At 75.0% G+C, this 4179-nt stretch carries 4 protein-coding genes; 1 reads left to right on the forward strand and 3 read right to left on the reverse strand.

All coding sequences use genetic code 11. The annotated features are described in order from the left end of the window. On the reverse strand, positions 1-1501 hold a 1501-nt coding region (locus VR45_RS31245; RefSeq protein ID WP_045943244.1), incomplete at its 3' end, for an FAD-dependent oxidoreductase. A 167-nt stretch (positions 1502-1668) separates the two neighbouring features. Between VR45_RS31245 and VR45_RS31250 the strand changes: the two genes are divergently transcribed. After that, positions 1669-1992 carry a hypothetical protein gene (locus tag VR45_RS31250; protein WP_045943245.1) on the forward strand — a complete coding sequence of 108 codons (324 nt, stop codon included), beginning with the start codon at positions 1669-1671 and terminating at the stop codon, positions 1990-1992. A gap of 1 nt (position 1993) precedes the next feature. Here VR45_RS31250 and VR45_RS31255 read toward each other — a convergent pair whose 3' ends face one another. Beyond that, positions 1994-2461, reverse strand: coding sequence for a (2Fe-2S)-binding protein (locus VR45_RS31255; protein WP_045943246.1), 468 nt, complete (start codon positions 2459-2461; stop codon positions 1994-1996). A gap of 122 nt (positions 2462-2583) precedes the next feature. After that, positions 2584-4179 (reverse strand): molybdopterin cofactor-binding domain-containing protein (locus VR45_RS31260; RefSeq protein ID WP_045943247.1); only part of this gene is annotated, 1596 nt, incomplete at its 5' end.

Raw genomic sequence — 4179 nt, forward strand, 5'->3', positions numbered from 1 at the left:
CCTCCATGGTGGCCAGGTTGACCGGGCACCGGGCGTGGTCGCCGGCCATGAAGAGGTTGGGCGCCGCGGTCGCGGCGGCCGGGCGGGCCGCCCAGGAGCCGGTGGTGTTGATCAGCAGGGGCTCGTCGTTGACGGCCGGGCCCGGTCCGTCCAGGCCGCGCACCGCCGGGTCCAGGTGCCAGGAGTGCAGCAGCCCCCGGTGCAGGGTCGGCCGGCCGGGGCCGTTGAGTCCGTCGCAGAGCTGGGCCCAGACCTCGGCGGCGACCTCGGCCCGGGTGCACTCGCGGGCCGGTTTGCCGTAGCGGATGCCCGGGGTGTCCCAGTCCGAGATGTCGACCGACAGGCAGTCGGCGACCGTGCCGTCGCCGTACGTCGCGCGGAAGTCGCAGTCCCAGAACTGGGCCTGGCTGATCGAGGTCAGCGCCCAGGGCGAATCGAGGTACTGCACATGGCCGCGGACCACCGGCACCGGTTCGGTCAGGTAGAACTGGATGCCCACCATCCAGTCGGTCCGCAGCTCCGTGACGCTCTTCAGTTCCGGATCGGCGGCCGCCAGTCCGCGTTCCAGCAGGGCCCCGATCCGGTCGACCGGCAGCGCGCAGACGTAGTGGTCGGCCGTCAGCTCCTTGCGCCGCCCGTGCGGTCCGCGCAGCACCGCGCCGGAGACCGCGCCGCCGGCCACCGTCAGCCGCTCCACCGCCCACCCGAGCTCGGTCCGGACGCCCAGGGCGCCGAGGTGCGCGACCCACGGGTCGATCCAGGCGGTGCTGGTCGGGGCGTTCAGCACCCGGTCGGCGGCCTGCACCTCGCCGAGGCCGAGGAAGCCGTAGCCGAACGCCTCCAGGAAGCCGCCGACGGTGTGGGTGCTGCACACCTCGGCCCGGGCGGCCACCACCGTGCGGGTGTTTCCGACCACGCACGTCCGGCGGTACTCCTCCGAGGCGCCGTCGGCGCGGGTGAAGTCCCACCAGGAGGTGGACTCCCACTGCCCGAGCCGCCGTTCGTCGCTGCTGGTCATGTAGACCAGCAGCCGGTTCGCGTAGTAGAGCAGTTCCTGGTCGGTCAGGCCGGGACCGAGGGCGGTTCCGTTGCCGGGGCGCAGGGCGGTCGCGCGGAGGAACTCCAGCGGGCTGCGTGCCCCGGCCGCGAGCGAGACGTCCGTGCGGAGTTCGCCGACCCGGCCGGAGCGGGCCGTCAGCATGTGGGTGGCCTCGCGGAGGTTGCCGGCGACGCCGTCCGGCCGGCCGGCGAACGGGATCCGGCGGAGGGTGTCCGGCAGGCTCCGGTAGAAGCCGGGGAAGAACCGGAAGCCGTGCTCGCTCGGCAGGTCGAGGCGTCCAGCGGTCCCGGTGCCGGGGACGGCGGAGCTGCGGGCCTTGCCGCCCCAGCCGGTCGGCTCCACCACCGTCACCCGGTAGCCGCGCTCGGCGAGTTCCGTCGCCGCCGTGAGCCCGGCCACCCCGCCGCCCAGGACGGCCACCCGTCCGCCGCTGGTCACCATGTCCGTCTCCCCCCGCTCACCATGTCGTCTCCCCCCGGCTCGCCGACCGGTCCCGACGGACGATTCGATCATGGCCGGGGCGGGCGCGGCGAACACACGCCGGAAGCGGGCGGCGGCGCGTACGCTCGGGGGGGACCGCGGTGGCGCGGCGGGGGAGGGGTGTCGGAATGCTCGGTTGGTGGTTCGTGGTGACGGTCCCGGCGGCGGGGGACGGCGAGGACGTCGTACTGGCCAAGTGGGAGACCGGGCTCGGCGGGCTGGACTGGATCGCCGGGCTGGTCGCGGCCGGGCGGGCGGAGCAGCTGGGGTTCGACGGCTACCCGCACCGGTACACGGCCCGGGCGGGCGAGGTGCTGCCGCTGCTCGCCGACGGTTCGGTGCCCGATGCCGGGGCCGGGGCGGAGTTCCGGCCGCGCGAGCTGCACCCGGACCGGATCGCCGCCTGTCCGGCGGACGCGCTGCTGACCGTCGAGGCCTGGGACCAGTCCTGACTCAGCTGCCGGGCGCGGTCCTGGCGGCGGCGCGCTTGATGGCCTCGCGGATCCGGGGGTAGCTGCCGCAGCGGCAGATGTTCTGGATCTGGTCGATGTCGGCGTCCGTGGGCGCGGGGTTGCGGCGCAGCAGCGCGACCGCCGTCATGATCTGGCCGGGCTGGCAGAACCCGCACTGGGCGACGTCGCAGTCCAGCCAGGCCTCCTGGACGGGGTGCAGGGTGTCGCCGTCGGCGAGGCCCTCGATGGTGGTGACCCGGCGGTCGGCGCAGTCCTTGACCGGCACGGTGCAGGGCTGGATCTCCTCGCCGTCCAGGTGGCTGGTGCAGGCGCGGCAGACGCCGACGCCGCAGCCGTACTTGGGGCCGGTGACGCCGAGCTTGTCGCGCAGTACCCAGAGCAGCGGCATGTCGTCCGGTGCCTCGACGGTGACCGGTCGGCCGTTGAGGACGAAGGTGTGGCTGGGCATCGGGGGCGCGTTCCTCGGGGGTCGTGGGAGCGGGTCGGAAGCGATCGGGCGGGTCGGGCGGGTCGGCCGCGGGTCGGACGCGGGTCGGCCGGGTCGGCCGGGTCAGGCGGGTCGGCCGCGGGTCAGAAGTTGATCGGGAAGGACCGCGGGCTGGTTCCGGTGGCCCGGGCGTAGGCGTTGGCGACGGCGGCGGAGGCCGCCGGGACGCCCAGTTCGCCCGCGCCGCCGGGCGGTCCGCTCGGCGGCAGCAGGTGGATCTCGACCACCGGCGGGGTGTGCCGTTGCCGCGCGTAGTGGAAGTCGCCGAAGCTGCCCTCGCGGACGGCGCCGCGGTCGATGTGGTTGCCGGCCTGGAGGATCACCGAGATCCCGTCGATCAGCGCACCGGTCAGCTGGGCCTCCAGGCCGGTGGGGTTGATCACCGTGCCGACATCGGCGGCGATCACGGCCTTGGTGACCCGGGGCTGCTTCGGGTCGGTCGCGTCGATCTCGACCAGGTAGGCGGCGCGGCCGCCGTTCTCGGCGTGGTAGCCGATGCCCTGGGCCTGACCGGCCGGCATGGCGCGGCCCCAGCCGCCCGCCCGGGCGACCGTGTCGAGCACGGCCCGGCCGGCCGGCTCCCGCAGCCGGGCGCGGCGGAAGGCCACCGGGTCCTGGCCGAGGCGGCGGGCCAGCTCGTCCATCATGATCTCGTCGGCGACCCGGACGGTGCCCGAGTAGACCGAGCGCCAGCTGCCGGTCGGGATCTTCAGCGGCACCTCGGCCAGCAGCTGGGTCGGGATGCCCACGTTGTACGGGTTGCTCTGGCTGAGCAGGAAGAAGGCCTGGGCGAGCGAGAGCCCGGCGACCGAGAGCTGGAAGCCGGCGGCGGTGAGCGCCTCGCCGAGCCCGTGGCCGAAGTCGGTCATCACGGTGGCGGCGCGGTGCTCGTAGCTGAGCACCTGGCCCAGCCCGTAGGTGGCGCGGACCCGGTGGTGGCTGGCGGGGCGCATCCGGCCGTGCCGCATGTCGTCGTTGCGGGTCCACATCAGCTTGACCGGGCGGCCCGCGGCCCGGGAGATCTGCGCGGCCTCCACGGCGGCGTCGTAGAACAGCCGGCGGCCGAACGACCCGCCGCCGCGCACCACGTGCACCGTCACCGCGTCCTGCGGCAGGCCGAGTTCGGCGGCGAGGGTCTGCTGCGCGACGATCGGGGTCTGCGCGGCGAACCAGACCTCGGCGCGGTTCGGGCGGACGTCGGCGACCGCCGTCAGCACCTCCATCGGCGCGTGGTTGACGAAGGCGAAGTCGAACTCGCCGTCCACGTACTGGGTGAGCAGCGGCGGGATCAGGAACGGCGCGTGCGCGGCCCGCAGCTTCCCCCGGATCTCGGGGTCGGAGAGCGCGGCGACCGGACCCGGGTTCCAGGAGGTGCGCAGCGCGTCGCGGGCCTTGAGGGCCTGGTCGAAGGTCTCGGCGAGAACGGCCACCCCGCTGGGCACGGTGACCACCGCGAGCACGCCCGGCATGGTGCGGGCGGCGGAGGCGTCGAGCGAGGCCAGGGTGCCGTTGATGGTGGTGGGCCGGGCGACGACGGTCGGCACCGCGCCGGGCACGGCGAGGTCGCCGGCGTACTTGGCGCGGCCGGTGACGATGTCGCGGGCGTCGATCCGGCCGGTGGGCCGGCCGATCACCCGGCGCTGCCCGGGCGGCTTGGGGGTGGCGGGGACGGCGGGCAC

The organism is Streptomyces sp. NRRL S-495 (assembly GCF_000966955.1).
In the GTDB taxonomy this organism is placed as follows: Bacteria; Actinomycetota; Actinomycetes; order Streptomycetales; family Streptomycetaceae; genus Kitasatospora; species Kitasatospora purpeofusca.

Coding starts and splice junctions, on each gene's coding strand:
- VR45_RS31250 (WP_045943245.1), top strand. CDS start 1,669: ATGCTCGGTTGGTGGTTCGTGGTGACGGTCCCGGCGGCGGGGGACGGC.
- VR45_RS31255 (WP_045943246.1), bottom strand. CDS start 2,461: ATGCCCAGCCACACCTTCGTCCTCAACGGCCGACCGGTCACCGTCGAG.